Origin of the sequence: Streptomyces sp. NBC_01257 (assembly GCF_035917255.1) — a bacterium.
In the GTDB taxonomy this organism is placed as follows: domain Bacteria; phylum Actinomycetota; class Actinomycetes; order Streptomycetales; family Streptomycetaceae; genus Streptomyces.
Genome location: NZ_CP108472.1, coordinates 2,060,337 through 2,086,516 on the forward strand (window position 1 = coordinate 2,060,337; position 26,180 = coordinate 2,086,516).

Here is a 26,180-nt window from a genome sequence, read left to right on the forward strand (position 1 = left end):
GGGGTCAGAACGCCGATACGCCCGTCAGCGCGCGGCCGATGATCAGCTTCTGGATCTGGCTGGTGCCCTCGTAGAGCGTCATCACCCGGGCGTCGCGCAGCAGCTTGCCGACCGGGTACTCGTCGATGTAGCCGTAGCCGCCGAAGACCTGGAGCGCGTTGTTCGCGGCGCGGACGGCGGCCTCGGAGGCGAAGAGCTTCGCCTGGGAGGCGGCGGTGGCGAAGGCCTCGCCCCGGTCGATCAGGTCGGCCACCCGCCAGGTCAGCAGTCTGGCCGCGTCGACGTCCACGGCGATGTCGCTGATCAGCTCCTGGACGAGCTGGTAGCTCGCGATGGACTTGCCGAACTGCTCGCGCTCGGCGGCGTAGCCCACGGCCGCGTCCAGGGCGGCCTGGGCGATGCCGACGCAGCCGGCGGCGACCGACATGCGCCCCTTCGCCAGCGCGGACATCGCGATGGAGAAGCCCTTGCCCTCGGGTCCCATGAGGGCCGCGGCGGGGACGCGGACGTCCTCCAGCACCAGTTCGGCGGTCGCCTGGCCGCGCAGGCCGAGCTTGCCGTGGATGGTGCGGCGGGTGAGGCCGGGGGTGTCGGCGGGCACCAGGAAGGCCGAGACGCCCTTGTGGCCGGGGGTGTCGTTGGTGCGGGCGAACAGGAGCACCACATCGGCCCAGGTGCCGTTGGTGATGAACATCTTGCTGCCGTTGATGACGTAGTCGTCGCCGTCCCGCACGGCCCTCGTCGTCAGGCTGCCCGCGTCGGACCCCGTGCCGGGCTCGGTGAGACCGAAACAGCCGACCGCGTCCCCGGCGGTCAGCCGCGGCAACCACTGCCGCTTCTGGTCCTCGTCGCCCCAGGCGGCGATGGTCTTGGCGACCAGGCCCAGGGAGACCGAGACGATGCCCCGGACCGAGGAGTCGCCGCGGCCGAGCTCCTCGGTCACCAGGCAGTACGCGAGGTGGTCACCGCCCGAGCCGCCGTACTCCTCGGGGACGGTCAGCCCGAGGAAGCCGAGCGAGCCGAGCTTCTTCACGATCGACTTGTCGACGTTCTCGGCCCGGTCCCACTCGACGACGTACGGGGCGACGTCGCGGGCGACGAAGTCCTTGGCGAGCTGCCGGACGGCTTCCTGCTCCTCGCTGAGCTCCAGATTCATCCTTCGACTCTCCACTTTAATTAGCACTGCTAGTTTTACCGGGGCAGGCCCTACTATGTGCCGCATGGCCCGCCCGCGCAAGCCCCTCCTCAGCAGAGACCGCATCGTCGAGACGGCGAGCGCCCTCGTGGACGCCGAGGGGCTCGACGCCGTCTCGACCCGCCGCCTGGCGGCCGAGCTGGGGGTCAGCGGGCCGTCGCTCTACAACCACTTCCGCAACAAGGACGAGATCCTGGACGCGGTCGCCGACGCCGTCTCCGCACAGGTCGACCTGTCGATGTTCGACGAGTCGGACAGCCGTGACTGGCGGGCCGCCCTGCACGACTGGGCGCTCTCCTACCGTGCGGCCCTCGCCGCGCATCCGCACATCGTCCCGGTGCTCGCCCAGGGCCCGGGACGCCGCCCGGCCGGTCTGCGGGTCGCCGACGCGGTGTTCGGCGCCATGGTCCGCGCGGGCTGGCCGCCCGCCCAGGCCACGTACATCGGCGCCCTGATGCGCTACTTCATCACCGGCTCGGCCCTCGGCTCGTTCGCCCGGGGCTTCGTGGACGACGAGACGGCGTACGACCCGGCCGACTACCCGCACCTGGGCCAGGCCCACCTGCTCGCGGAGCGCCGCCAGAAGGTCGACGAGGGTGCCTTCGAGACCGGGCTGCGGGCGCTGGTCGACGGACTCGCCCTGCAGTACGCACCACCGGCGCACGAGGTGCGGTAGCTCCCGCGGCAACTATTCGGTGGGCACCGAACGGTCCTGGCCCTACGGTCGGCACCATGACGCCCCTCTCCTCCCCCGCCGCCCCTGCCGCACCCCGAGACCGGCGGGCCGCGGCGGCCGCCTGCACGACCGTGGTGCTGTGGGCCTCCGCCTTCGTCTCCATCCGCAGCGCGGGCGACGCCTACTCTCCCGGCGCGCTGGCCCTCGGCCGGCTGCTCGCCGGTTCCCTGGCGCTCGGCGCCCTGCTGCTCGTCCGGCGCGAGGGACTGCCGTCACGGGCCGCCTGGCCGGGCATCCTGTGGTCCGGGCTGCTGTGGTTCGGCCTGTACATGGTGGTGCTCAACTGGGGCGAGCAGGAGGTGGACGCGGGCACCGCCGCGATGGTGGTGAACATCGGGCCGCTGCTGATCGCCCTGCTCGGCGCCCGGCTGCTGGGCGAGGGGCTGCCGCGCCGGCTGCTGCTGGGCATGGCGGTGTCCTTCGCGGGCGCCGCGGTGGTCGGGCTCTCCATGTCCGGGCACGGGGGTTCCTCGGTGCTGGGCGTGCTGCTCTGCCTGCTGGCGGCGGTGGCGTACGCGGGCGGGGTGGTCGGCCAGAAGCCGGCGCTGCGGCACGGCTCGGCGCTCCAGATCACCACGTTCGGCTGCCTCGTCGGCACGGTGGCGTGTCTGCCGTTCGCCGGTGCGCTGGTGTCCGAGGCCGCCGACGCACCCCTGTCCGCGACTCTGAACATGGTCTATCTGGGCATCTTCCCGACCGCACTGGCCTTCACCACCTGGGCCTACGCGCTCGCCCGCACCACGGCCGGCCGGATGGGCGCCACCACCTACGCGGTTCCCGCGCTCGTGGTGCTGATGTCGTGGCTGCTGCTGGACGAGGTGCCCGCGCTGCTCACCGTGGGCGGCGGGCTGCTCTGTCTGGCCGGGGTGGCGGTCTCCCGGACGCGTCCGCAGACTGGTGCGACGCGGAAGAATCCGGCCCCGCCGGTGGAAGGACCCCGTCATGACGCGGAACACCGAGCAGCAGAACGGCCGTAGGAAGGCGACGGCGAAGCCCGCGAAGGGCGAGGGACCGGCGCTGGTGACACCCCGGGGCCCGGCCGGCGACGCCTGGCGCGAGGACTACCCGTACGGCGAGAAGCTCGGCCGCAAGGCGTACGAGAAGTCCAAGCGCGCGCTGCAGATCGAGCTGCTCAAGCTCCAGCACTGGGTCAAGGAGCACGACGAACGGCTGGTCATCCTCTTCGAGGGGCGCGACGCCGCGGGCAAGGGCGGCACCATCAAACGGTTCACCGAGCACCTCAACCCGCGTGGCGCGCGGGTGGTGGCGCTGGAGAAGCCGACCGAACGCGAGCGTTCCCAGTGGTACTTCCAGCGGTACGTGGCCCACCTGCCGGCCGCCGGCGAGATCGTGCTGTTCGACCGGTCCTGGTACAACCGGGCCGGTGTGGAGCGGGTGATGGGGTTCTGCTCGACCCGCGAGTACCTCGAGTTCATGCACCAGACACCGGGGTTCGAGCGGATGCTCGCCCGCGACGGCATCCACCTGGTGAAGTTCTGGTTCTCCGTCTCGCGCGACGAGCAGCGCAACCGGTTCATGACGCGGCAGACCGACCCGGTGCGGCAGTGGAAGCTCAGTCCGGTCGACCTCGCCTCGCTGGACAAGTGGGACGCGTACACCGAGGCCAAGGAGCTGATGCTGTTCCACACCGACACCGCGGACGCGCCGTGGACCGTGGTGAAGAGCAACGACAAGAAGCGGGCCCGGCTGGAGGCGATCCGGCACGTCCTGCACCGCTTCGACTACCCGGACAAGGACGCGGCGGTGGCCGGGGAGCCGGACCCACTGATCGTGGGTCCGGCGTCCCGGCTCTTCGAACGGGGCGAGATGGCGGCCCGGCTGCTCACCACCGGCGGTCCGGAGACCTTCCCCGGGGGTTAGAAGACGACCAGGGCCCGGCCGCCCTTGCCCGCGATCATGTTGTCGAAGGCCGCCGGGATGCCGTCCAGCGCGATCCGTTCGGTGACCATCATGGAGAGGTCGAAGCGGCCGGCCCTGATGTGGTCGGCCAGCACCGGCAGATCGCGGGCCGGGTCGCTGTTGCCGTACACGCAGCCCGTCAGCGACCTGCCCCAGTGGAAGATCTCCAGCGCGTTGAACGTCACCTGCTGGTCCTTGCCGCCGATGCCGACGACCGTGGTGCGGCCGCCGCGGCGGGTGGACTCCCAGGCGGTACGGATGGTGGCGGCCCGGCCGACGCACTCGACCGCCACGTCCGCACCCTGGCCGCCGGTCAGCGCGCGGATCTCGCGGGGCGTGGTGGCGGTGGCGGTCACGTAGTCCGTGGCGCCCGCCCGGCGGGCCAGTTCCTCCTTCTCCGGGGAGACGTCCACCGCGATGATCTTCGACGCACCGGCGATCCGGGCGGCCTGGAGCACGGCGAGACCGACGCCGCCGATGCCGAGGACGACGACGGACTCGCCCGCCTCGACCCGGGCGCTGTGGTGGATGGCGCCGTACCCGGTCAGGACCGCGCAGCCGAGCAGCGCCGCGTCGGTGAGCGGGATGCCGTCCGGGGCGGGCAGGACGCAGTTCGCGGCGACCACGGTCTCCTGGGCGAAGGCGGCGACGTTGAGCCCGGGGTGGAGCTGGGTGCCGTCGGCGGTGCGGGCGTGCAGGTTCGCCGCACCGGCCAGGGCGTTGGCGCAGAGCCAGACCTCGCCGATGCCGCAGTGGTGGCAGTTCCCGCAGGACGGCGCCCAGTTGAGGACGACGGCGTCGCCCGGGGCGACCTCGCTGACGCCCTCGCCCACCGAGACGACGGTGCCCGCGCCCTCGTGGCCGAGGACGGCGGGGACGGGTACCCGCATCGTGCCGTTGGACAGCGAGAGGTCGGAGTGGCAGACCCCGGCGGCGGCGAGGCGGACCCGCACCTGGCCGGGGCCGGGTTCCGGGAGGGTGATGTCGGTGATCTCCAGCGGAGCTCCGACGGCGGACAGTACGGCGGCGCGGACCACGGACTGGCTCCTTGACGGGGGAAGCGGATGACGGGCGGTGGATTCGGTGAACCGGCTCAGAACTGGAGGGACTTGGTCTGGAGGTACTCGGCGAGGCCGTGCGCACCGAGCTCGCGGCCGACGCCGGACTGCTTGTAGCCGCCGAAGGGAGCGAGCGGGTTGAAACGGCCGCCGTTGATGTCGACCTGGCCGGTGTCCATCCGGCGGGCGAAGGCCACGGCCTCGGACTCGTCGGCCGCCCAGACGGCACCCGCCAGCCCGTACACGGTGCCGTTGGCGATGCGCAGCGCGTCCGCCTCGTCCTCGTACTTCAGGATCGAGACGACCGGGCCGAAGATCTCCTCCTGGGCGATGGTCATCTCCGGGGTGACGTCGGCGAACACGGTGGGGCTGACGTAGTAGCCCGTGGGCAGCGGGGCGTCGGGGCCGCCGGCCACGAGGCGGGCGCCCTCGGCGACGCCCTTCTCGATGTAACCGCGCACCCGGGCCTGCTGCTTGGCGTTGACGAGCGGACCGACCCGCTCGCCGGGTACGTACTTGGCCACGGCGGCGGCGGCGAGTGCGACGGCCTCCTCGTACCGCTCGGCGTCCACCAGCATCCGGGTCCAGGCGCTGCACGTCTGGCCGGAGTTGGACATCACGTTGGCGATGCCGACGTTGACCGCCTTCGCCAGATCGGCCGAGGGCAGGATGACGTTGGCCGACTTGCCGCCGAGTTCCAGCGCGACGCGCTTGACGGCGCCGCCCGCCGTGGCGCCGATCCGCCTGCCGACGGCGGTGGAGCCGGTGAAGGAGACGAGATCGACGTCCTCGTGCTCGGCGAGGGCCTGTCCGGCGACCGGGCCGAGGCCGGTGACCAGGTTGAAGACACCGGCGGGCAGCCCGGCCTCCTCGGTGGCCTCGGCGAAGAGCTGCGCGGTGAGCGGGGTGTCCTCGGCGGGCTTGAGGACGACGGTGCAGCCGGCGGCCAGCGCGGGGGCGACCTTGGCGACGACCTGGTGCAGCGGGTAGTTCCACGGGGTGATCGCGCCGACCACGCCGACGGGCTCCAGGAACACGGTGGAGTTGCCGTGCCGCTCCTCGAAGGCGTACGTCGCGGCCAGTTCGGCGTACGAACCGGCGACCAGGACCGGGACGCCCGCGTGCACCATCTGCGACAGCGGCAGCGGCGAGCCCAGTTCGGCGGTGACCGTCTCGGCGATCTCGTCCTTGCGGGCGGCCAGCACATCGCGCAGGGCGCCGATGAGGGCGGCCCGCTCGGCGGGCGGGGTCGCGGCCCAGCCGGGGAAGGCGGCGCGCGCGGCGCGGACCGCGGCGTCGACGTCCTCGGCCGTACCGGCCGGGACGTGGGCGATGACCTGCTCGTCGGCCGGATTGACCACCGCGATGGTGTCCGCTCCGGCGGCGGGCCGCCACGCGCCGCCGATGTACATACCGTCGTGAGCCTTCATGGCTGTTCCTCCCGGGCGCGGTGACGGACGGAGTCGTCCGCGCCCCAAACTAGCGCTGTTAGTTTTCAGGCGCCAGAGACGCCGGTCACGCTCGGCGGGGCACGGGCCCGCCCCACCCTGCCGGGCGGCCCGGTAATGCGCCAGTAACGACGTTCCCCTAGCGTCCTGCCCCGGCCGGTCCCGCCCGCACTTCCCCCCGTGACTGCGGACAGGGGCCGGCCCCTTGACTCCCGGCCCCGCACGGACCTGGGCGAACGACGGCCGCAGACCTCCCGAGCACGGGCTCGGGGGGCCTGTGGCATGGCCGAATCCGCGCGTTACAGTGGCGCCCTGATGGGCACAGACGCGACGAACCACAGCACACACATCACTCCCCCGGTGCTGCGTCTGCACCTTTTCGGCGGGTTCCGGGTGACTCGCGACGACGGCCCCTCCCTCGCCGAGCGGTGGCCCCGGCCGAGCGCCCGTGCCCTGGTCAAGCTCCTCGCGGTCTCCCCCGGGCACAGCCTCCACCGCGAACAGGCGATGGAGATCTGCTGGCCGGACTCCGACCCGCAGGCGGCGCTCGGCAGCCTCCGGGTCGCCCTGCACGCCGCCCGCCGCGCCATCGAGCCCGAACTCGCCCCCCGCGCCTCCTCGTCCTACCTCACCGGCCAGGGCACCCTGCTGCGTCTCGATCCGCACACCGTCGTGATCGACGCGGACGAGGCGGAGGCCCTGGCCGAGCGCGCCCTGGCCGACGGCGGCACCGCACCGCTCGCCGCCGCGCTCGCCGCGTTCACCGGGGAGCTGCTGCCCGAGGACCGCTACGCCGCCTGGACCGAGGCCCGGCGCACCCATCTCGACGCGCTGCGCGACCGGGTCCGGCTCGCGCTGGCCGAGGCCCATCTCACGGACGGCGAGAACGAGTCGGCGAGCGAGGTGGCGCTGCGCGCCCTGGCCGCCGCGCCGGCCGAGGAGCGGGCCCACCGGGTCGTCATCGAGGCCTGTCTGCGCCAGGGGCTGCGCCGGCAGGCGGTGCGCCAGTACCACCTGTGCCGGGAGGCGCTCGACGCCGAACTCGGCGTACGGCCGGGGCCCGCGACCGAGCGGCTGCACCTGCTGGCGCTGGACGCCACCACGACCGTGCTGCCCGCCTCCGCGTCCCCGGTGCTGCCCGCCGCGATCCGCACCCCGGCGGGCCCCCCGCTGCGCGGCCGCGACGGGGCGCTGCGGTCGCTGCTGGCCGCGGACGGCCCGCCGGTGCGGCTGGTCGGCGGTGAGGCGGGGGTGGGCAAGACCCGGCTGACGACCGAGGTGGCCCGGGCGGCCGCCGCGTCCGGGACGACCGTCCTGTGGGGCGCGGGACACGACGCGGAGGGCCACACCCCGTACGGCGTCTTCGTGGAGGCGCTGGACGCGTGGCTGGCCGACCGGCCGCCGGTGGAGCGGGCCAGGATCGGCGGCGAGTACCCCGAACTGGCCGCCCTGCTGCCGTCCCTGGGGCAGATCGGGGCGGGCCGGGACCGCAGCCCCGAGGAGGAGCGCGACCGGTTCTTCCGGGCCACCGCCGGACTGCTCGGCGATCTCGCGGCGGGCGCGCCGGTGCTGCTGGTCCTGGACGATCTGCATGCCGCGGACGCGGGGTCGTACCAGCTGCTGAGCCATCTCGCCCGGCGGGCGGCGACCACCGGTGCGGGGTGGCGCTTCGTGGTCACCTACCGGGCGGAGGAGTTCGACGCCGACGACCCGCGCCGCACCGCCCTGGAGACCCTGGTGCACGCCCGGCTCGCGGAACCCGTCGAGCTGGGGCGGCTGGACCGGGACGAGTGCCTGGCCGTCGCCCGGGACGCGGGGGCGCTCACCGGTCTCGACCGGGTGTGGGAACTCTCCCTGGGCAACCCCCTCTTCGCCCTGGAGCTGGCCCGTACGGTCCACGAGGGCGCCGACCCGGGCGCACCGGGCGCGCCGGAGGGAGTCCGTCAGCTGGTGGCCGCGCGTCTGGCCCGGCTGGGTCCGGCGGCCCGGCGGGTGGTCGAGGCGATCTCCGTGACCGGCGGCGGCGCGGCCCTCACCGAGATCCTCGACGTGGCCGGGCAGGGCCTCCACCCGCCGCTCTCCCCGGCCGAGGCGACGGACGCCGTCGACGCGGCGGTGACGGCGTCGGTGGTCACCGAACGGCCGGTGGTGGTCGGCGGGCGCTCGCTGCCCGGCCTCGCCTTCCGGCATCCGCTGGTGCGGCTGACCTGTTACGACGGCCTGTCCACGGCCAGGCGCCGCCAGCTGCACTCGGCGTACGCGGAGGCCGTGCTGCGCCACCGTCCGGACGCCGTCGACACCCTGGCCACCCAGCTGACCCGCGCCGACGACCCGCGGGCCACCGGCTATCTGCGGCAGGCCGCCGAACGTGCCGCCGCGCTCTGCGCCAACGACACCGCGGACCGCTACTACGCCGAGCTGACGGCGCGGCTCGACGCGTCGGCCGCCGACGCCGCCCGGGCCCGCATCGACCGGGGTGCCGTACTGCGCAGGATGGCCCGCTACCGGGACGCGGCCACCGTGCTGCGCGAGGCACTGGAGGACATGGTGCGCCGGGGCGACGAGGACGGGCAGGTGCTGGCGGCGGCCCGGCTGAGCGAGATCCTGATGAAGTACCGCGGGACGGAGGAGGGCGAGGAGCTGCTGCGCACCCACCGGCCCGGCCCGCGGACCCCGGCGCTGGCCGTGGCGACGCACCATCTGGCCGCGGGAGGACTGCGGTTCGTGACCGGCCGGTACGAAGAGGCGCACACCTCGGCCCGTATCGCGCAGGAGGCCGCGGACACCGTCGGCGGCGGCGAGCGCAGGGGGCTGCTCGCCCGGGCACTGGGGATGCAGGCGACCTCGCTGGCCCTGGCCGGCCGGTTCGACCGGGCCAGGCCCGCGGCGGAGGCGGCCCTCCCGCACGCGGAGGCGTACGGGGACCAGGAACTCCTGGTGACCACGCTCTCGGTGCTGCGGGAGCACGCCCGCAGGTCCGGCCGGCTCGGCGAGGCCGTCTCCATCGGGCAGCGGGCGCTGAAGCTCGCCGAGCACACCGGCGACCCCACGGCGGTCGCGTTCGAGCGCGCCAACCTGGCCGAACTGCATCTGCTGCGCTGCGAGTTCAGCGAGGCGCGGGAACACGCGCAGGCCGCGGTCCAGGAGGGTGAGGCACAGAGCAGCTGGTGCACCCCCTACGCCCTCGCGGCGCTGGCCCGCGTCCGGATCCGGACCGGCGAGCCGGGCGCCGGCGAGCTGCTGGAGCGGGCCGGACGGGCCGCCGAGGCGCAGGCCGACCGCCAGGCACTCCACGAGGTGCGGACGGCGCAGGCCGAACTCCTGGTCCGCGAGGGCAGTCCGGCCGAGGCCCTCGCGCTGCTGGGCCGCGACCACGGTCCGGGCACCGCGCACCTGGTCGCGTGGGCGGAGCTGTACGCGGGCAGCCCGCGGGCGGCGGTCCGGATCGCCACGGAGGAGACGGCACGGGCGCAACAGGTCGGCGAGCGGCTCGCGGAGACCGAGGCGCGCACGGTGCTCGGGGCGGCGCTCGCGGCGTGCGGGCAGCGGGAGGCGGCCCGCGAGGAGTTCGGCCGGGCCGCGGCCCTGGCGGCCGAACTCCCCTATCCGGCGGGCACGCACCGCGTCGAGCAGGCCCGCGGCACGGCGGGACCGGCCGCGCGCTGAGCGACCTGCCGTAAGCCGAGCGACCCGTAGGCCGAGCGACCGGCCGCGGGCTGAGGGACCGCCCCCGGGCGGGACCGGTCCCGCGTCCTGCACGTCGACCGGTCCCGCGGTTCCTAGACGTCCAGCCCCGGAACGTCCCTCGGCAGCGGGCAGATCCGGTGCCCCTGGTGGTCGAAGACATAGAGGTGCGCCAGGTCGACCAGGAGCGGGACCTGGCCCCCGGTGCGCAGCCGCATGTCGGGGCCGGTGCGCACGACGAGGTCGCTGGAGGTGACCGCGGGGCGGTCGGGGCTGCGGAAGCCCGGCTGGAGCGCGTCGGGCTCCGGTTCGTCGAGGACGGCGACCGGCCCGCTGACATGACCGGTGGCGCGTTCCTTCAGGCGCTCCAGCACACCGACTCCGCCCTGGGCGCTGCGGCGTCTGCGCTGGGTGCCGCGGTCCGGGCGGGCCGACTCCAGGTCCGGCACCATGGCGGGCTGCGAACCGGTGTTGAGGTGGACCAGCGCCTCGTGCCCCTGGTACTCGACGTGCTCGACGATGCCGCTGAGCGCGACCTCGCCCGGGCGGGCCTGGCTGGGCGGAGCGATCCGGACCGCCTCGGAGCGCAGTCCGACGATGATCCGGCGGCCCTGCTGGATGCGCAGCAACTGGTGGTCGGGGCTGAGGGGTTCGGGCAGCGGGAGCCGCTGGCGGCCGAGGTCGATCGACATCCGCCCCTCCAGCGGCGCGTGCACGACGGCCTGGAGCAGGTTGATCCGCGGGGTGCCGATGAACGCCGCGACGAACACGTTCTCCGGCAGGGCGTACACCTCGCGCGGCGGGCTGACCTGCTGGAGCACGCCGCCGCGCATCACGGCGACCCGGTGGCCCAGCGACATCGCCTCGGCCTGGTCGTGCGTCACGTAGACCGTGGTGACGCCGAGTTCCTTGGTGAGCTGGGATATCTCGGCCCGCAGATGGTTGCGGAGCTTCGCGTCGAGGTTGGAGAGCGGCTCGTCCATCAGGAAGGCCGAGGGCTGGCGCGAGATGGCCCGGCCCATGGCGACGCGCTGGCGCTCGCCGCCGGAGAGCTGGCCGGGGAAGCGGTCCAGGACGCTCTCGATGCCGAGCATCCTGGCCGTGTTCTCGATGCGTTCGGTGTGGTCGTGGCGCGGGTTCTCCAGCTTCAGCGGGAAGCCGATGTTGGCCCGGTTGGTCATGGTCGGGTACAGCGCGAAGTTCTGGAAGACCATGGCCATGCCGCGTTCGCGGGGTGTGAGGTGGTTGGCGGGTTCACCGTCGAGGAGGATCTCGCCCTCGGTGACGTCCTCCAGGCCGGCGATCATGCGGAGCACGGTCGACTTGCCGCAGCCCGATGGGCCCAGCAGGACGACGAACTCGCCCGGGTCGATGGAGAGCGAGAGGCGGTCGACGGCACGCGAGGACCGTCCGTACGCCTTGCTGACATTGTTCAGGGTGATGGCGCGAGTCATGTGGTTCCGCCCGGGAGGATGAAGGTGGAGCGGTGGGGAGCGGCAGCAGTGGCCTGAAATTAACCCACTGCGCAGGGTGAGGGAATGACTCGCGCAAAGGTTGCGCCCCACGGGGCGTGCGACGCCGGAAGTGTCAGGTGGGATTCCGGTTCAGACCGGCTCGCGCGGGACCGTCGGCGGGCTTGGCCGGATCCGGTCCGGGTGCCGGGCGCGGGCTCCGGCCGGCTCCGCCGCGTGCGCCCAGGCCCGCCGCCGCGAGGAGCAGTACGCCCAGCATGACGAACGGCGCCGCGGTGCCCACGAATCCGGCGACGAGTCCGGCGGCCGCCGGGGCCGCGACCTGGCCGAGCCGGTTGCCGGTGAGGCGCAGGGCGAGGGCGGTGGAGCGCGCGGCGGCCGGGGCGGCCTGGACGACGGTGGTCATCGACAGGGGCTGGCCGACGCCGAGGCAGAAGCCGAGGACGGCGAGCATCAGGGCCAGCGCCCAGACGGGCACGGGCAGGGCGATGCCGGCGCAGAGGATGCCGGCCACCAGGCAGGTGGTGGCGAGGAGGGCGGCCCGGCCCAGCACCCGGAGCATCGGGGTCATCACCAGCCGGCAGGCGATGGTGGCGGCGGCGCGCAGGCTCAGCAGCAGGCCGACGGTGGCGGGCGCGATGCCGCGGTGTTCGCCGACGACGGGCAGATAGGCGGTCAGGATGTCGGTCGCGGAGAGCACGGCGAGGCTGATGAAGATTCCGGCGGGGACGCCGCGGGCGCGCAGGATCATGCCGACGGGCACCTTGGCGGCCGCGGGCTCGCGGCGGGGCGTGGGGACCGCACGGTGTTCGATGCGCCGGAGCGAGGCGAAGGAGACGGCGGCGACGGCTGCCGAGACGGTCAGGGCGAGGGCGCTGGTGCGGCCCATGGCGCCGTCGCGTTCGGAGATCAGACACCCGGCGGCGATCGGGCCGATGAGCTGGCCGAGGGAGGCGCCGATGGTGAAGTGGCCGAAGTTGCGGTCCTGTTCGGCGGGGGCGGACTGGCGGGCGACGATCGACTGGGCGCCGATCACGAAGCAGAGGTGGCCGAGCCCCATCACTCCGCTCCAGGCCGCCATCGCGGTCAGCGACTGCGCCCGGCCGCTGAGGGCGCAGCCGCCCGCGATCAGGACGACGCCCAGCGGCAGCAGCGGTGCGCAGCGGCCGTGGTCCGTCCGGCGGCCCAGGGGTACGGCGGCGAAGAGCGGGAGGAGCGCGTAGACCCCGGTGATCACACCGATGGCGCGCTCGTCCGCGCCGAGCGCGAGGGCCCGGTAGGAGACGGCGGGCCGCGCCATCGACACCGCGCCCTGCGCGAAGGCGAAGGCGATGACGAGGCGCAGCAGCCAGCTCCGGCCGGGCCCGGCGGTATCGGTCATGGCTCAGATGATCCCGAACAGGAGTCCGGCGCCGAGCACGACCAGGGAGGTGAGGGCGGCCCACTTGACGGTGAAGCGGGTGTGGTCGCCGAACTCGACCTTGGCCATGCCGACCAGGACGTAGACGGCCGGCACCAGCGGGGACGACATGTGCAGGGGCTGGCCGACCAGGGAGGCGCGGGCGATCTCCAGCGGCGAGACGCCGTGCGCGGCACCGGCCTCGGCGAGCACGGGCACGACGCCGAAGTAGAAGCCGTCGTTGGACATGAAGTAGGTGAGCGGGATGCTCAGCACGCCGGTGACGAGGGCCATGTGCGGTCCCATGCCGTCCGGGATGGCTCCGACCAGCCAGTCGGCCATGTGGTCGACCATGCCGGTGCCGGTGAGCACTCCGGTGAAGACGGCGGCGGCGAAGACCATGCCGGAGACGTTGAGGACGTTGTCGGCGTGGGCGGCGATCCTGGCCCGCTGGTCGGGCATGTGGGGGAAGTTGACCGTGAGGGCGAGGGCAGCGCCGAGGAGGAAGAGCACCGGGATCGGCATCAATTCCATGATCATCGCAGTGAGGAGGGCGATGGTGAGGGCGGCGTTGAACCAGTAGAGCCCGGGCCGCAGGGTGGCGCGGTGGGGGTCGAGCCCCTTGAATCCCTCGTCGGTACGCTCCGCGTCCTCCGTGCCCGCGCCCGTGTCGCCTGTGCCCGTGCCGCCCGCGCCCGCGCCGCCGGTGCTCCTGCCCGGCCGGTCACCGCCGCCGCCCGCGGCGACGAGGACCGTCCCGGATTCCGTGACGGGGGCGGCGCCGGTCACCAGGGCCCCGTCGAGGCTGAGAGTGCCGAGCCGCTTGCGCTCGCGCCGGCCGAGGACCACGGCGAGCAGGATCACCGCGAGCAGTCCGACGCCGAGCGCCGGGATCATGGGGACGAAGATGTCGCCCGCGTCCAGCTTCAGCGCGGTGGCGGCGCGGGCCGTGGGGCCGCCCCAGGGCAGGGTGTTCATGACGCCGTTCGCCGTGGCGGCGACCCCGGTCATCACGACCAGGCTCATCTTCAGGCGCTTGTAGAGCGGATACATCGCCGAGACGGTGATCATGAACGTGGTGGAGCCGTCGCCGTCCAGCGAGACGATCGCGGCGAGCACCGCCGTACCCACGACGATCCGCATCGGGTCGGCCTTGCAGAAGCGCAGGATGCCCCGGACGATCGGATCGAAGAGCCCGACGTCGATCATCACGCCGAAGTAGACGATCGCGAACATCAGCATGGCCGCGGTCGGCGCCAGATTGCCGACGCCGTCGATGACGTAGTCGCCGAGGTGCGCCCCCTTCCCGACGGCCACACAGAAGAGTGCGGGGATCAGGACGAGCGCCGCGATCGGCGACATCTTCTTCATCATGATCAGGACCAGGAAGGTCGCGATCATGGCAAAGCCGAGGATTGTCAGCATGTGGATACCTATCGTTCACCCTTGAACTCCCACCGGAGCCGGCGGTTCGGATGACGTTAGGGCGCCCCACACGGCGTTAACAAGACGTTGACATGCGAGCAATACGAGCAAAACCCCAGGTCACCGCAGGGGTGCCACCGTGACCGGGATTCCGTTGAGCACGGCGGTCCCGGAGAGCGGGTCGAGGCGGCTGCCGTCGAGGAGCTGGTTGACGTTGACGCCGGGCTGCGCCGCGGCGACGGACATCCGGGTGCCGGGGCGGTCGTGCCCCCAGCCGTGCGGAAGGCTCACCACGCCGGTCCGTACGCCGTCGGTGACCTCGACCGGGACCGTCAGCGCGCCGCCGTCCGCGGTGACCGTTGCGGGGGCGCCGTCGGTCAGCCCCAGGCGCCGCGCGTCGTCGGGGTGGATCTGCAGGGTGCAGACGTTGGTGCCGCCGCGGAGCGCGGCGACGTTGTGCAGCCAGCTGTTGTTGGACCGCAGGTGGCGGCGGCCGATGAGGACGAGCGCGTCGGGGTCGGCGCGTCCGTCGAGGGCGCGGCGCAGCCGCGGCAGGTCGGCGGCGATCGGCGCGGGGAACAGTTCGACGCGTCCGCTGCGGGTGGTGAGGACCTCGGGGACGCGCGGGGCGAGGGGGCCGAGGTCGATGCCGTGCGGGTGGGCCAGCAGCCGTTCCAGGCTGAGGCCTTCGGGGTCGGTGCCGAAGCCCTCGCCGTACGGGCCCAGGCGCAGCATCAGGTCGAGGCGGCGCTCCGCCCCGGTGCGGCCCGTGAGCGAGGCGGAGACGTCGGCGGGGTTGCGGCCGTGCACGGGCGAGAGCGGGTCGGCGACCGCCTTGCCGAGGGCCCGGTCGATGACCATGGTGTCCACGGCGTCCGGCTCCGCGCCGTGCATCCCGGAGACGGCGAGGACGAGCCGGGCGAGGATCTCGGCCTCGTCCATCCGGTCGGCGTCCAGGGGCACGGCGGGACGGGTGTAGCGGACCTGGTTGCGCACGGCCAGGGTGTTGAACGCGAAGTCGAAGTGGGCACTCTGCGAGGGCGGCGGCGGGGGCAGCACCACGTCCGCGTGGCGGGAGGTCTCGTTGAGGTAGGGGTCGACGCTCACCATGAAGTCGATCCCGTCGGCCAGTGCCGCGTCCAGCCGGTCGCCGTCGGGTGCGGAGAGCACGGGGTTGGCGGCCAGGACGATCAGTGCGCGGATCCGGCCCTCGCCCGGGGTCGCGATCTCCTCGGCCAGTGCGGAGATGGGCAGTTCGCCCTTGGCCTCGGGGTGTCCGGAGACCCGGCTCGCCCAGCGTCCGAGCGCGAAGCCCTTGCCGGGGGCGGCGGGCCGGGGGGCGCGGGCGGTCGCGGAGAGCGGGAAGAGGGCGCCGCCGGGGCGGTCGAGGTTCCCGGTGAGGGTGTTGAGGACGTCGACGAGCCAGCTGGCGAGGGTGCCGTGTTCGACGGTGCAGCTGCCGATCCGGCCGTACACGGCGGCGGTGGGGGCGGCCGCGAGTTCCCGGGCGAGCGTGCGGATGGTCTCGGCGTCCACGTCACAGGCCGCGGCGACGGCGTCCGGGGAGAAGTCCCGCACCGCCTCACCGACTTCGTCGATCCCCTGGACGTGGTCCGCCAGCGCGCCGGGGTCGGTGAGCTTCTCCTCGAACAGGACGTGTGTCATCGCGGCGAGCAGGAGGGCGTCGGTGCCGGGGCGGACGGCCACGTGCCGGTCGGCGAGGCGGGCGGTGCGGGTACGGCGCGGGTCGATGACGGTGAGGCTGCCGCCGCGGCGGCGCAGCGCCTTGAGCTTGCCGGGGAAGTCGGGGGCGGTGCAGAGGCTGCCGTTGGACTCGAGCGGGTTGGCACCGATGAGCAGCAGGTGGTCGGTGTGGTCGAGGTCCGGCACCGGGATGCTGTTCGGGTCGCCGAAGAGCAGTCCGCTGGAGACGTGCTTGGGCATCTGGTCCAGGGTGCTCGCGGTGAACAGGGCGCGGGTCCGCAGGGCCGCGAGCAGGGCGGACGGGTAGAGCGCGCCGGCCATGGTGTGCACGTTGGGGTTGCCGAGGACCACGCCGACGGCCTGCGGTCCGTGTTCCGCGACGAGGGCCGGCAGGGCTCCGGCGATCACGTCGAAGGCCTCGTCCCAACCGGCCTCGGTCAGGACGCCGTTCCTGCGGACGAGCGGGGTGCGCAGCCGGTCGGGGTCCTCGTCGAGTCCGCCGATGGACGCGCCCTTGGGGCAGATGAACCCCTTGCTGAACACGTCGTCCCGGTCCCCGCGGGCGCCGGTGACCCTGGTCCCCTCGATGGTGAGGCTGAGCCCGCAGGTGGCTTCGCAGAGGGGGCAGATGCGCAGGGCGGTACGGGAACTGCTGGGGTCGTGCGACATGGGCCCTCCCCGGGGCGGCGGCTGCGGTGGCGCGCGTACGTCGGCGAGCACGGCCGGCCATGTTCGGGCACGGCCGCACCGGAGCGAGCATACCGACCGGTACGCATGTGCGGGAGGCCCAGGAACGGTCAGGTTGTCCCGGGACGCCGCGCGTCTCAGTCCAGCACGCGGGCGAGGTAGGCCTGGAGCAGCACGCGGGTCTCCGCGACGATCGCCCGGTCGCCCGACGGGTCGGTGCGGAAGGCGAGTTGGAGGAGCGCGTCGGCCGCCTCCACGCAGACCAGGATGACCCGCAGCAGATCCTCGTCGGGTTCGCGGCCGAGATGGCCGGAGAGCAGTTCCGTGAGCCGCCCCGCGACCCGCTGGTTGGCGTCGTCGGCCGGGTCCTCGTCGGGTGCGGGGGCGCCGAAGTCGATGAGGGCGAAGCCCGGGACCGCGGTCTTCATCGCCAGGTACTCGTCGAGCACGGCGTCGATGGCGGGGCGCCAGTCGGCGGCCGGGATGCCGCTCAGCCGGTCGGTGATCCGTTCGGCGTAGCTGTCCAGGTTGCGGCGGGCGAGGGCGTCGGCGAGGGCGCGCTTGTTGGAGAAGAAGCGGTAGACGGAGCCGATGGGGACTCCGGCGCGCACGGCCACGGCCCGGGTCGAGAGCTGCTCGTAGCCGGTCTCGTCGAGGAGTTCGGCGCAGGCGTCGAGTATCCGGGCGAGGCGTTCGGCGCTGCGCTGCTGCACGGGGGCGCGACGGAGGTTCGTGTTCGCATGGGGCACGGGCTCCATGATGCCGTGGGCCTCCTCCGCCGGGCGTAAGCGTGGGCATGAGATCTCAGGCGATGAGCAGGGAGAGTCCGCCGATCGTGTACGCGATCATCAGGACGAGCAGCGGAAGCTGGCCGGCGACCGCGCGGCCGGGCGGGAAGAGCCGCACGGAGCGGTCGTGGGCGGCGACGACGCCGAGGACGTGGCCGAGGACGATCGCGAGGACCTGGAGGGCGGCGACTTCGCCCGGTCCCAGGGGCGGCTCGGGCGGGACGGGGTTGTCAGTGCCGAGTGCGACCATGACGGTGTGCGGTCCTTCGGTGACGAAGAGTGTGAAGTAGTGGGCGATCAGATAGCCGAGGGCGATCGGGACGAGGGAGTGCGCGAAGGCGGTGAGGGGGTGCGGCAGCCGGCCGGAGAGCAGCCGGGTGGCGCCGGCGCAGAGGGCGAAGAGACCGGCGACGAGGGCGACCGCCCCGAGGAGCCCGAGGGTGGCCGTGGTGGTGCGGCCCAGGGATGAGGTCTGGACGGTGCTGATCCAGGACGGCGCGTCGGAGAAGCCGTCGTACGCGGTGGAGCCGAGCATCACGCAGACGGTGGCGACGAGTCCGGGGAGCTGGGGGGTGGCGTCGAGTCCGTTGAACGGGGAGCGCAGGACGAGACGCCGGTCGGCGGGGCGGCGGCCGAGCGGGGAGAGCCGGGCGAGAAGGCCGGAGTAGACCTCGAAGGCGTCGGCGTGGTCGAACCAGCCTGCTCCGTGGCGGGCGGCGCCCGCGAGATGGACGACGGCGTAGAGGGCGAGGAACAGCAGCAGGGCGGTGGGCGACGCGGGGTCGGGGGCGACGAGTTCGAGCCAGGTGAAGGCGAGGAGTCCCGCCGCGGCGGGCCACAGCCCGAGGCGTGGGGGCAGGGGGCGGCCGGCGTCGGGGTCGCGCCCGAGCGCGCGGCAGCCGGCGAGATGAAGGGTGCGCAGCGGGTTGAACAGCTTCCAGACGGGCCCGCACAGCAGGGAAGCCGGTACGAGCCCGACCCAGAGGAGTACGTAGACGGCCCCGGGGGCCGGATTGCGGTCCGGGTCGGCCGGGCCGAGAAGGAGGTGGAGCACGACGAGGAGGCCCGCGGCCAGACCGAGCGCGCGGGCCGCGGTACGGGTGGCGCGGGCGTCGGCCGCGCGCTGGAGCGCGGCCGGCAGCGGGCGGCCCGCCCGGTCGCCGCGGAACCGGGAGGCGGACCAGAGCAGGCCGAGCGCGAGAAAGGAGACGAAGAGCGCCGCGAAGGCTCCGGCGAAGGCGTAGAAGGGCGAGAGGGGCAGGTCGTGCTGGGCCCCGATGCCGTGCGCGAGGACGCTCACGGCACCGGAGCCCACGGGGAGGCCGGGAGCGGCCGTCACCGTACGACGAGCTGGGTCAGGAGCAGGTCGGACTCGTGCGTCTCGACCTCGAAGAGCCCGGTGCGGTCGGCGGTGAAGGTGAGCGTGACGGTGCGCCCGGCGGGCAGCCGCGCCTCCTTGTCGTAGCCGTGGACGTGCAGGGTGTCGTCGCGGTCGCTGCGGACCTTCAGCCGCACGGTCCGCCCCTTCTTGACCTCGGTGCGTCCGGGAGCGGGGCTGACCCTGCCGTCGCGGACGCTGATCTCCACGGTGGTGCCGGGCGCGGGGGTGGTGGCGGGTGCCGAAGTGGCCGCGCCGAGCGTGACGGTGGCCTGGACCGGGGTGGAGCCGACCGCCCAGGCGGTGTGGTCGTCGGCGTAGAGGCGGGCGGTGAGCCGGGTGCCGCCCCCGGCGGTGCGCAGGAGCGATTCCGGGAGGTGGAACCAGGTGCCGTAGACGCGGGCGAGGGGGTGGCCGTCGAGGAAAAACCGGGCGTGGCCCCGTCCGAGGAGGGCCGCGCCGCCGACGCTGTCCGGGGTGAACCGGAAGTTGCGTACGGTCAGGTGGACGTTCCAGCCGTCCTCCGAGTCCGGCCGTACGGCGACGTCCACCTCCGGCGCGCCCTCGGCGTCGACCTGGCGCAGCCGGTGGCCGGAGCCGTCGGTCGCGGCGAGGATGCGGCCGTTGCTGCCGGTGGCCTGCTCGTGGCTGGTGCCGGGTTTGTGGTGGGTGGTGGCCCGCCCGCCGCAGGCACCCGCGCCGAGCACGAGGGCGGCCGCGACGAGCAGGGCGGCGACGGACCTGCGCGCCCGGACCGACGCCCAGGCGTGGCGCGGGTGGCCGGCCGGGGGGCAGCTCGGGTTCCCGTTCAGGTGACAGGTCGGCTGCCCGTTCAGATGGGAGCCGGGGTGCCGGCTCACGTTCCGGTTCACGAAGGCTCCCCTTCCCGTGCGGGGGCCGGAACCGGCTCCCCGCCGGTCCCCGCCCGCTCACCGTCCGGCTCCGCACCCGGCTCCGCCCGCTCCCCGTGGCGGGCGGCGGCCACCACGGCCCACACCACCCAGACCAGGCCGAGCAGCCCGCGTATCCAGGCCGGGCTCAGCGGGATCCACGGAATCATGAACACGCCCTTGTCCAGGGCGTCGAGCAGCGTGAGACCCCCCAGCACCACCGTGGTCCAGCCCAGCCCCGGCCGCTCCCGCCGCAGCACCAGACCGATGCCCGTCCACCAGAGCCCGGTCAGCAGCAGCGCGAGCGCGGGCACATAGCCGGCGGCGAGCCCCGTGGTCGATCCGGCCACGTCCAGCCCGAGGCCGACGAGGCCGAGGACCGTGGCTGCCGTGCCGAGCCGGCTCGTACGCAGCCTGCGCCACCAAAGCACCCCGCCGACCAGCACCAGCACCACCGCGATGCCGAGGGCCGCCTGCACCTCGATGCGCTCGATGCCGCGCGCCCCGTACCAGTCGCAGCCGGCCGGCAGCCGGCGCGCCTGCACGTTGTAGTCGGCGCAGACCAGCAGCTGGGCGAGTTTGACGGGTTCGCCCACCAGTCGGTCGGTGCTGCCCGTGACGTCGCCGCGCCCGGACCCGCACGCGGGCAGCGAGCGCGGCGTGGACGCGCCCGTGTCCGACTGCCAGCAGTTGCCTTCGCCCTGGCCGTCCCACCAGACGTCGGTGCCGTTGGGGCGTGATCTGCCTTCCTTGTCGGTGCCGAGGTGGTTGTCCGCGTACCGGTTGTGGTGCGAGGTGTCGGTCTGCTTGCCGAGCGCGTCCTCGCCGCGGATGAACGCGGGGACGGCGCTCAGGAAGAAGGCGGCGCGCTTCTGTCCGTAGACCCAGTTGTTCTCGTAGAGGTTCCAGTTGCCGCCCGCGGTGATGATGCCGGTGCCCGGCGGCATGGAGATCTGCGGGCACACCACCCCGTCCTCGTAGCCGCGCTCGACGGGCGGCTTGGCGCAGGTGCCGTCGGCGACGTACGGGTAGTAGTCGGCGTTGTTGTCGTGGATCAGGTTGCGCTCGAAGCGGGCGTGGTTCTGCGGCAGTCCGGGGTGGCCGGGGAAGGCGCTGTCCATCGAGGCGCCGCCCATGTTGTGGTCGAACTCGTTGTCGTGGACGTAGACGGAGTCGCCCGCGGTGCCGGAGTAGCCGACCATGTTGTGGTGGCTGCGGCAGCCGGTGATCTCGATGGAGTAGCGCGGGACCTCGTAGCCGTGGGCGTCGTTGATGTCGGAGGCGCTGCCCGGGTAGATGCCGGAGTCGCCGTTGCCGTACGACTCGCAGTTCTTGTACAGGCCGTGGTCGCTGGCGAAGGTCAGGAAGCCGTACTCGTCGTTCCAGCGGGTCAGGACGTCGTCGATGACGAAGCCGTCCTGGGCCAGGACGTACAGCGAGTTGAAGGTGGTGCGCTGGGCGGTGAAGTTCTTGAAGTAGACGCCGTCGGAGCCGTCCGCGCGGATCGCGTTGAGCTTCTGGTACTTGGCGTCGATGACGACGTCCGTGCGCTCGGCGCCGGTGCCCTCGATCTGGAGGTCCTTCTTGCCGAGGATCGCCACCAGGTTCTGGTTGTGCGGGCACTTGGCCTGCTGCTCGTAGCTCAGGATCTGGTAGCCGAGCTGGGAGTTGGGGGCCTTCAGCCGGGCGCACTCCCCCTTCGGCGAGGGGAGCGAGGGCTCCTCCTCGTACAGGCCCGGCAGGATCGCGATGTTCTTCCCGGGCGTGGTGACGGCGTCGACGGCCTGCTGGAGATGGCGGTAGCCGGACTCCTGACATCGGTCGAAGAGCGTCAGGTTCCGGGTCCGCAGGGCGGCCGGGAAGCCGGATATCCGGCGCTCGAAGTCGGCCCGGTCGCTCTTGCAGACCAGGAGGTCGGGCTCGCCGGCGCGGTGCACGGGGACGCTGCCGGTGCCGTCGGGCAGGGTGACCGGCCGCTCCTCGTGCGCCTGGGCGGCCGGGGCCGCGAGAAGGGCGGCGGCGAGCGCCGCCAGGACCACCAGAAGTCTTCGTGTCCACGACATGTGGCGGAGAGTAGAGCATTGTTCAGCTTTTGGAACCCCCCTGTGCCGCACGAATGCCGTTGACTCCTTCCGGTCTGATTCCTACGGTTGTCCATAGGATTTCTTCGGCACCGGGAGCACACATGAGCGGCATCGAGCAGGCGAGGAAGACGGCGGAAGGGCTTGAGCATTCCGCCGGATTCGGTAATCAACACAGCTCGGAGGCGGTCGCGGGAGCGCTGCCGCACGGCCGCAACTCACCGCAGCGGGCGCCTCTGGGGCTCTACGCCGAGCAGCTGAGCGGTTCGGCCTTCACCGAGCCGCGCGCCCACAACCGCCGCTCGTGGCTCTACCGGATCCGCCCCTCGGCGGCCCACCCGCCGTTCGTCCGCACCGGCAACGGCACCCTGCGCACCGCCCCGTTCACCGAGTCCGTCGCCGATCCCAACCGGCTGCGCTGGGACCCGCTCCCGGAGCCCGCGCCCGGCACCGACTTCCTGTCCGGCCTGTGGACACTCGGCGGCAACGGCGACGCCGCGCAGCGCAGCGGAATGGCCGTCCACCTCTACGCCGCCAACGCCGCCATGACCGACCGGGTGTTCAGCGACAGTGACGGCGAGCTCCTGATCGTCCCCGAGCACGGCGGTCTGCTGCTGCGCACCGAACTGGGCCTGCTGCGCGCCGAACCGGGCCATGTCGCCCTGATCCCGCGCGGTGTCCGCTTCCGGGTCGAGCTGCTCGACGCCACCGCCCGGGGATACGTCTGCGAGAACTACGGCCAGCCGTTCGTCCTCCCCGACCTCGGCCCGATCGGCGCCAACGGCCTGGCGAACGCCCGGGACTTCCTCGCCCCGGTCGCCGCCTACGAGGACGTGGAGCGCCCCGTCGAGGTGGTCAACAAGTACTGCGGCAACCTCTGGTCGGCGACGTACGACCACTCGCCGCTCGATGTGGTCGCCTGGCACGGCAACCACACTCCGTACGTCTACGACCTGCGCCGGTTCAATGTCATGGGCTCGGTCAGCTACGACCACCCGGACCCGTCGATCTTCACGGTGCTGACCTCGCCCACGGACACCCCCGGTCTGGCCGGGGTCGACTTCGTGGTGTTCGCACCGCGCTGGCTGGTGGGCGAGGACACCTTCCGGCCGCCGTACTTCCACCGCAACGTGATGAGCGAGTACATGGGCCTGATCGAGGGCGCGTACGACGCGAAGACGGCCGGCAAGGGGGGCTTCGTGCCCGGCGGCGGTTCCCTGCACAACATGATGTCGGCGCACGGTCCGGACCGGGAGACCTTCGAGCGGGCGAGCAGCGCGGAGCTGAAGCCGCAGAAGATCGACGACGGTCTGGCCTTCATGTTCGAGACCCGCTGGCCCGTCACCGCGACCGCGCAGGCCGCGACGGCCGGCCATCTGCAGCAGGGCTACGACGACGTGTGGCAGGGTCTGAGCCGCAGCTTCCGGCCGTAACGGGCCCCGTTCCGCAGCATCGACGAAATGCAGGTGACCCAGGTGCCGCAGCCCCCTCTGAAGCCCCCCGTGCCCCAGGGGGCCGCCTTCGCGCCCGACTCACTGGTCCTCAACCGCAAGCTGCCGCTGTGGTACCAGGTCTCGCAGTCGCTGCGGGCCTCGATACTGGGCCGCACCCCGGACGCCACCCTGCGGCTGCCGACCGAGGAGCAGCTGGCCGCGCACTACGGCGTCAGCGTCCTCACCATGCGCCAGGCGCTCAAGGAACTGGAGGCCGAGGGGCTGATCAGCCGGCACCGGCGGCGCGGCACGTTCATCGAGCCGCGCGCCCGCCGGGTCTCGCCGGTCCGGCTGCTGGGTTCGGTCGACGCGATCGTGGCCCAGCAGTCGGGCGAGCGGACCACCGTGCTCGACCACGGCCCGTCGCCGGTGCCGGGCGAGGTCGCGGAGTACTTCCCCGACTGCCCGGAGGTGGCCGGCTACCGGCGGCTGCGGTGCGACGAGGAGTCCGGCGAGCCGACCAACTGGGCGCAGAACTGGCTGCACCCCCAGGTCGCGGCCGGGCTCGACCCGGCCGACCTGGAGCGCTGGCCGATGACCAAGGTGCTGCGCGACCGCGTCGGAGTCCCCATCGCCCGGATCACCGACACGGTCGAGGCCCGGCTCGCCGACCCCGTCACCGCCGGCCTCCTCCAGGTCCCGCTGCTCAGCCCGATCCTGTACTACACGGGCGTGACCTACGACGAGAGCGGCCGGGTCGTCGATGTGGCGCAGATCCGCTACCGGGGCGACCGCTTCTCCTTCTCGGTCACGCTGGAGGCGCACTGACACCGGCCGGGGCCACGCCGTTACGATGCCGGGGAAGGCGGCGGACGTGGCGACGGGGAGGACGACACGGTGGCAGCTCCGGCAGCGGCCGGCCCCGGCGAGGGCCCGTGCGGCCCGCTCCTCGACGACCTCATGCCCTGGTCGGTACGGCCGCTCAGGACCGGGCGCCCCTGGGTGACCGCGCCGGACGCGGCGTCGCTCAGGGCCCGCTGGGAGCGGCTGGTCCGGGCCGCGGGCCCCGAGCGTGACCAGTTGTTCGGGCCGACCCGTGCGCGTACCCCGCAGACCCCGGTGGCGGCGCTGCCCGGTTTCGGCCCGTCCACGGGGACCGGCCGGTTCGCCCGGGAGCAGGGGCCGTGCCCGGAGCCGGTCCGCATCCTGCACGGGCCGTTCGACGAGCAGTGGCTGCTCCCCGACCACCGGCTGATCGACGTGGCCCGCCCCGAGCTGTGGCGGGTCGCCGACGGCCACCAGCTCTTCGTCCTCGAACACGGCCGGGTGCCGCAGGACACGGGCCCCGTCCTCTCCGTGACGGCACTGCTCCCCGACGGGCACTCCCCCGCGGGCCGGCCGGGCCGGATCCGTCCGCTGTACCGGCGCCCCGGGGGCACCGAACCCAATCTGGCCCCGGGGCTGCTCGCCCTGCTGCGGGCCCGCCACGGGGACGCGGTCACGGCCGAGTCCGTGCTGGCCTGGATCCTCGCGGCGGCCCGCCGCTCCCCGGCCGGCTGTGTGGTGCCGCTGCCCGCGGACACCGCGCGCTGGTCGGCGGGGGTGGAGCTGGGGCGGGAGCTGCTGCGGCTCCAGTTGCGCGGGGCCCGCGGCCGGCAGCGGCCCCGGCTGCCCGGCGGGCGCCGCCCGTATGTGCGGGCCGCCGTGCCGGCCGCCCCTTCGGAGCTGTCGTACGACGCCGAGGAGGAGGTGCTGAGCCTCGGCTCGGGCCGCATCTCACCGGTGCCCGCCGGGGCGTGGGACTTCCGGGTGGGCGGCGTACGGATGCTGGAGCTCTGGTTCGAGCGCCGGGCGGCGGGGTCCGGGGCGGGCGGCCTGGAGGCCGTGCGCCCCCGCGTCTGGCCGCAGGAGTGGACGTCCGAGCTGCTGGAGCTGATCGCGCTGCTCGCCCTCCTCGCCGAACTGCGGCCGCGGCAGGACGAACTGGCGGACGGTCCGGAGATCGGCATGCCCGAGCTGCGGGCGGCGGGTGTGCTGCCGGTGGCGGCACCGGCCCGGCGGCCCGCTTCCGTGCTCGACCACCAGGAGGAGGGCCCGGACGGCCAGTTCGCCCTGCTGTGACCCGGGTGGGCGGGACTTTCGGAACACGCCTACGGGCGGCCGAACCCGTCCAGCACCCGGGCGAGCGCGCGGTCGAACACGGCGTCCAGGTCGATCGGCCCCGGATCCTCGGCGAAACCGGCCGCCATCCGCGGGTACTTCCCCGTCATGATCTGGCTGATCAGATACCGGGTGCGGACGTCCTGCTCCTGCTCCTGGGACCAGGGCAGCGAGCGGCTGCGCTCCGCCGTCGCGATCTCGTTGGCGGTGTAGGTGGTGACCACGCCGTTGACCATGGCGATGAGCTCCATCTTCTCGCCGAACCGCACGTCGACCCCGTCCAGACAGCTCAGCGCGTACTCCAGGTACCGCAGCACGTTCGGGCTGAAGCCGTACACCGGTGACATCAGCCGGGGCACCCAGGTGTGCCGGTGCATCATGGCCCGGGCCTGGTGGGCGAGGGCGAGAAGATCGGCGCGCCAGTCACCGGACGGGTCCGGGTAGTCGTATCCGGCGCTGACCGCGTCGAGCATCAGCTCGTACAGGTCCTCCTTGCGGGGCACGTAGTTGTAGAGCGACATGGTGCCGCAGCCGAGCTCGGCCGCCACCTTCCGCATCGACACCGCGTCGAGCCCCTCCGCGTCCGCGATGCGCACGGCGGCCGCCGCGATGTCCGCACGGCTGAACGCGGGCTTGGGGCCCCGGCCCGCACGCTCGGGGCGCGCCCAGATCACTTCCGGTACAGCGGGTCGCCCCACCATTGATCATCACCTCGACCACCA

19 protein-coding genes are annotated in these 26,180 nt (G+C 73.3%); 7 read left to right on the plus strand and 12 right to left on the minus strand.

Annotated elements, in window-relative coordinates:
- Window positions 1-4: 4 nt before the first annotated feature.
- Window positions 5-1,156 (minus strand): acyl-CoA dehydrogenase family protein, encoded by a 1,152-nt coding sequence (locus OG408_RS08550; RefSeq protein ID WP_285568291.1) that lies wholly within the window; start codon window positions 1,154-1,156, stop codon window positions 5-7.
- 64 nt (window positions 1,157-1,220) lie between these two features.
- Between OG408_RS08550 and OG408_RS08555 the strand changes: the two genes are divergently transcribed.
- The 3 genes from OG408_RS08555 to ppk2 are packed head-to-tail and all read left to right on the plus strand — an operon-like array spanning window position 1,221 to window position 3,812.
- The gene (locus OG408_RS08555; RefSeq protein WP_266777033.1) at window positions 1,221-1,871 is read left to right on the plus strand and encodes a TetR/AcrR family transcriptional regulator; all 651 of its coding nucleotides are present in this window, start codon (window positions 1,221-1,223) and stop codon (window positions 1,869-1,871) included.
- Window positions 1,872-1,927: 56 nt separating this feature from the next.
- Window positions 1,928-2,908, plus strand: coding sequence for a DMT family transporter (locus OG408_RS08560; protein WP_326669188.1), 981 nt, complete (start codon window positions 1,928-1,930; stop codon window positions 2,906-2,908).
- Window positions 2,874-3,812 carry a polyphosphate kinase 2 gene (gene ppk2, locus OG408_RS08565; RefSeq protein ID WP_326669190.1) on the plus strand — a complete coding sequence of 313 codons (939 nt, stop codon included), beginning with the start codon at window positions 2,874-2,876 and terminating at the stop codon, window positions 3,810-3,812. Before OG408_RS08560 ends, ppk2 begins: the two co-directional genes overlap by 35 nt.
- Here the strand turns inward: ppk2 and OG408_RS08570 are convergent.
- Both OG408_RS08570 and OG408_RS08575 read right to left on the minus strand, forming a co-directional pair.
- Window positions 3,809-4,888 carry a Zn-dependent alcohol dehydrogenase gene (locus tag OG408_RS08570; RefSeq protein WP_285568298.1) on the minus strand — a complete coding sequence of 360 codons (1,080 nt, stop codon included), beginning with the start codon at window positions 4,886-4,888 and terminating at the stop codon, window positions 3,809-3,811. The genes ppk2 and OG408_RS08570 overlap by 4 nt on opposite strands.
- Window positions 4,889-4,944: 56 nt before the next feature.
- Complete coding sequence (locus tag OG408_RS08575; RefSeq protein WP_326669193.1) at window positions 4,945-6,339, minus strand: aldehyde dehydrogenase family protein; 1,395 nt, start codon at window positions 6,337-6,339, stop codon at window positions 4,945-4,947.
- A 333-nt stretch (window positions 6,340-6,672) separates the two neighbouring features.
- Between OG408_RS08575 and OG408_RS08580 the strand changes: the two genes are divergently transcribed.
- The gene (locus OG408_RS08580; protein ID WP_326669196.1) at window positions 6,673-10,023 is read left to right on the plus strand and encodes an ATP-binding protein; all 3,351 of its coding nucleotides are present in this window, start codon (window positions 6,673-6,675) and stop codon (window positions 10,021-10,023) included.
- Between the two features lie 113 nt (window positions 10,024-10,136).
- Here OG408_RS08580 and OG408_RS08585 read toward each other — a convergent pair whose 3' ends face one another.
- The 8 genes from OG408_RS08585 to OG408_RS08620 all read right to left on the minus strand — a co-directional run bounded on the left by OG408_RS08585 (window position 10,137) and on the right by OG408_RS08620 (window position 21,847).
- Window positions 10,137-11,495 (minus strand): ABC transporter ATP-binding protein, encoded by a 1,359-nt coding sequence (locus tag OG408_RS08585; RefSeq protein WP_266777039.1) that lies wholly within the window; start codon window positions 11,493-11,495, stop codon window positions 10,137-10,139.
- Window positions 11,496-11,628: 133 nt separating this feature from the next.
- Entirely contained in the window at window positions 11,629-12,894 is a 1,266-nt protein-coding gene (locus OG408_RS08590; RefSeq protein WP_326669197.1) for an MFS transporter, read from the minus strand.
- Window positions 12,895-12,897: 3 nt separating this feature from the next.
- Window positions 12,898-14,337 (minus strand): CitMHS family transporter, encoded by a 1,440-nt coding sequence (locus tag OG408_RS08595; RefSeq protein ID WP_266777041.1) that lies wholly within the window; start codon window positions 14,335-14,337, stop codon window positions 12,898-12,900.
- A 120-nt stretch (window positions 14,338-14,457) separates the two neighbouring features.
- A complete protein-coding gene (locus OG408_RS08600) occupies window positions 14,458-16,710 on the minus strand; it encodes a molybdopterin oxidoreductase family protein (protein ID WP_326669200.1) in 2,253 nt (750 codons plus the stop codon).
- A gap of 155 nt (window positions 16,711-16,865) precedes the next feature.
- Entirely contained in the window at window positions 16,866-17,486 is a 621-nt protein-coding gene (locus tag OG408_RS08605; RefSeq protein ID WP_266777043.1) for a TetR/AcrR family transcriptional regulator, read from the minus strand.
- A 46-nt stretch (window positions 17,487-17,532) separates the two neighbouring features.
- Entirely contained in the window at window positions 17,533-18,816 is a 1,284-nt protein-coding gene (locus OG408_RS08610; RefSeq protein ID WP_326669202.1) for a hypothetical protein, read from the minus strand.
- A 35-nt stretch (window positions 18,817-18,851) separates the two neighbouring features.
- Window positions 18,852-19,622: a hypothetical protein gene (locus OG408_RS08615; RefSeq protein ID WP_326674497.1), complete on the minus strand. Its 771-nt coding sequence runs from the start codon at window positions 19,620-19,622 to the stop codon at window positions 18,852-18,854.
- Window positions 19,623-19,762: 140 nt separating this feature from the next.
- Window positions 19,763-21,847 (minus strand): right-handed parallel beta-helix repeat-containing protein, encoded by a 2,085-nt coding sequence (locus tag OG408_RS08620; protein ID WP_326669204.1) that lies wholly within the window; start codon window positions 21,845-21,847, stop codon window positions 19,763-19,765.
- Between the two features lie 122 nt (window positions 21,848-21,969).
- Here OG408_RS08620 and hmgA point away from each other — a divergent pair, with 122 nt between their 5' ends.
- The 3 genes from hmgA to OG408_RS08635 all read left to right on the plus strand — a co-directional run bounded on the left by hmgA (window position 21,970) and on the right by OG408_RS08635 (window position 25,419).
- On the plus strand, window positions 21,970-23,298 hold the full coding sequence (hmgA, locus tag OG408_RS08625; protein WP_285568312.1) for a homogentisate 1,2-dioxygenase: 1,329 nt from the start codon (window positions 21,970-21,972) through the stop codon (window positions 23,296-23,298).
- Between the two features lie 27 nt (window positions 23,299-23,325).
- Entirely contained in the window at window positions 23,326-24,126 is an 801-nt protein-coding gene (locus OG408_RS08630) for a GntR family transcriptional regulator (RefSeq protein ID WP_326669206.1), read from the plus strand.
- Window positions 24,127-24,195: 69 nt separating this feature from the next.
- Window positions 24,196-25,419 (plus strand): type ISP restriction/modification enzyme, encoded by a 1,224-nt coding sequence (locus OG408_RS08635; RefSeq protein ID WP_326669208.1) that lies wholly within the window; start codon window positions 24,196-24,198, stop codon window positions 25,417-25,419.
- A gap of 29 nt (window positions 25,420-25,448) precedes the next feature.
- On the opposite strand, the gene OG408_RS08640 is transcribed toward OG408_RS08635, so the two are convergent.
- A complete protein-coding gene (locus OG408_RS08640) occupies window positions 25,449-26,159 on the minus strand; it encodes a TetR/AcrR family transcriptional regulator (RefSeq protein WP_266777049.1) in 711 nt (236 codons plus the stop codon).
- Window positions 26,160-26,180 lie beyond the last annotated feature (21 nt).